Source organism: Ruegeria sp. BF6, assembly GCF_056538665.1.
The window spans coordinates 1-1452 of record NZ_JBQFTN010000048.1 but is presented as its reverse complement, the minus strand read 5'-3'; the positions used below and the strand labels follow the sequence as shown (position 1 = coordinate 1452).

Genomic DNA, 1452 nt, shown 5'->3' with positions numbered 1-1452 from the left:
ATGTTGATTACGCCCATCCTCCTTTGCGGAGGTTCTGGAACCCGTTTGTGGCCCTTGTCGCGTAAGAGCTATCCTAAACAATTTGTGTCTCTTTTCGGCGATGAAACCCTGTTTCAGGCCTCTGCGCGGCGGCTGTCCGGTGCCACGGACGGGCTGACATTTGCGGCCCCGATGGTTCTGACCAACTCGGATTTCCGGTTCATCGTGGCCGAGCAGCTGCAGGCCGTCGGAATCGATCCCGGTGCCATTCTGATCGAGCCCGAGGGGCGCAACACCGCCCCCGCCGTGCTGGCTGCGGCGCTGCGCGCCCATGCTGAGGACGCGGATGCCGTGTTGCTGGTGGCGCCCTCTGATCATGTTGTTCCCGATGCCGCCGCATTCCAGGCGGCGGTTGCCCGCGGGATGGGCGCCGTGGCGCAGGGGCAGCTGGTGACCTTCGGGATCACCCCGACGCATCCGGAAACCGCCTATGGCTATCTCGAACTGACAAGCGCGGCAAACGGCGACGGGTCCCCCGTCCCGCTAAAGCAGTTTGTCGAAAAGCCGGACCTGGCGCGCGCGACCCAAATGCTGGAAGCCGGAAATTTCAAATGGAACGCTGGCATTTTCCTGTTCCGCGCCACCGATATCATCGCCGCTTTCAAGGCCCATGCGCCCGCATTGATGCAGCCGGTACAGGACGCGTTGAACGACGCCCAGACCGATCTTGGATTCCTGCGGCTCGCGCCCGAACCGTGGGGGCAGGCAGAGGACATCTCGATCGACTACGCGGTCATGGAAAAGGCCGATAACCTGTCCGTCGTTGCGTTTGAAGCGGCGTGGTCCGATCTGGGCGGCTGGGACGCGGTCTGGCGTGAAAGCGGGCCGGATGCCGACGGTGTGGTGACCAGCGGTGGCGCAACTGCGATCGATTGTCAGAACTCGCTGTTGCGGTCGGACAGCGAGCAGCTGGAGGTTGTTGGCATCGGGCTGGACAACGTCATCGCGGTGGCGATGAACGACGCCGTGCTGGTTGCCGACAAGTCCCGGGCCCAGGACGTCAAGAAAGCGGTTGCCGCCCTGAAAGAGAAAGGGGCAGCGCAGGCGACCCAATTCCCCAAGGATCACCGCCCCTGGGGCTGGTTCGAAAGCCTTGTGGTCGGCGACCGGTTCCAGGTGAAGCGCATTCACGTCCATCCCGGCGCCGCGTTGAGCCTGCAGAGCCATTTCCACCGGTCCGAGCATTGGATCGTGGTCGAAGGAACGGCCCGCGTAACCATTGACGACCATCAGCAATTGGTGACCGAAAACCAGTCGGTCTATATCCCGCTGGGCGCCGTGCACCGGATGGAAAACCCCGGAAAGGTACCGATGGTTCTGATCGAGGTTCAGACCGGCGCCTATCTCGGAGAGGACGACATCGTCCGATACGAGGACGTCTACGCCCGAGGCCAAGGCGCAAAGGGCTGAACA

Annotated in this window: 1 protein-coding gene; it reads left to right on the top strand. The window is 62.8% G+C overall.

Annotated features, from left to right (window positions below):
• Nucleotides 1–1449, top strand: a complete 1449-nt coding sequence (locus tag ACR0IM_RS24495) for a mannose-1-phosphate guanylyltransferase/mannose-6-phosphate isomerase (RefSeq protein ID WP_480683486.1) — start codon at nt 1–3, stop codon at nt 1447–1449.
• Nucleotides 1450–1452: the final 3 nt, after the last annotated feature.

Bases quoted from the DNA above. Each gene is read 5' to 3' on its own strand.
- ACR0IM_RS24495 (WP_480683486.1), top strand. From the start codon at position 1: ATGTTGATTACGCCCATCCTCCTTTGCGGAGGTTCTGGAACCCGTTTG.